Here is a 1,121-nt window from a genome sequence, read left to right as displayed (position 1 = left end):
TAATATAAAAGGAGCGTTTGCTTCACTAGAGGATCGGGGTGCGGAACATTAGTTTGTTGGTAAGGTAATGGCTTACCAAGACGATGATGTTTAGCGGGGTTGAGAGACTGATCCGCCACACTGGGACTGAGATACGGCCCAGACTCCTACGGGAGGCAGCAGTAGGGAATTTTCCACAATGGACGAAAGTCTGATGGAGCGACACAGCGTGCAGGAAGACGGCCTTCGGGTTGTAAACTGCTGTTATAAGGGAAGAAAAAGCAGTAGAGGAAATGCTATTGCCTTGACGGTACCTTGTCAGAAAGCAACGGCTAACTATGTGCCAGCAGCCGCGGTAATACATAGGTTGCAAGCGTTATCCGGAATTATTGGGCGTAAAGCGTCTGTAGGTTGTGTGTTAAGTCTGGCGTTAAAACTTGGGGCTCAACCCCAAATTGCGTTGGATACTGGCACGCTAGAATTGTGTAGAGGTTAGCGGAATTCCTAGTGAAGCGGTGAAATGCGTAGATATTAGGAAGAACACCAACATGGCGAAGGCAGCTAACTGGGCACATATTGACACTGAGAGACGAAAGCGTGGGGAGCAAACAGGATTAGATACCCTGGTAGTCCACGCTGTAAACGATGATGATTAGCTGATAGAGAACTATCGGCGCAGCTAACGCATTAAATCATCCGCCTGAGTAGTATGCTCGCAAGAGTGAAACTTAAAGGAATTGACGGGGACCCGCACAAGCGGTGGAGCATGTGGTTTAATTTGAAGATACGCGTAGAACCTTACCCACTCTTGACATCTTCCGCAATGCTATAGAGATATAGCGGAGGCTAACGGAATGACAGATGGTGCATGGTTGTCGTCAGCTCGTGTCGTGAGATGTTCGGTTAAGTCCTGCAACGAGCGCAACCCTTATCCTTAGTTAAATGTTCTAGGGAGACTGCCCGAGTAATTGGGAGGAAGGTGGGGACGACGTCAAATCATCATGCCTCTTACGAGTGGGGCAACACACGTGCTACAATGGATAGTACAAAGAGAAGCAATACGGTGACGTGGAGCAAATCTCAAAAAACTATTCTCAGTTCGGATTGTAGTCTGCAACTCGACTACATGAAGTCGGAATCGC

Annotated in this window: 1 rRNA gene; it reads left to right on the top strand. The window is 48.1% G+C overall.

What is annotated here, in order from left to right:
- Positions 1-1,121 (top strand): 16S ribosomal RNA (locus JXZ92_RS03440); the annotation flags it as partial.

Origin of the sequence: Mycoplasma sp. CSL10137 (genome assembly GCF_017116845.1) — a bacterium.
GTDB lineage: Bacteria > Bacillota_I > Bacilli_A > Mycoplasmatales > Metamycoplasmataceae > Mycoplasmopsis.
The sequence above is the reverse complement of the archived record's forward strand: the minus strand, read 5'-3'. Positions and strand labels throughout refer to the sequence as shown.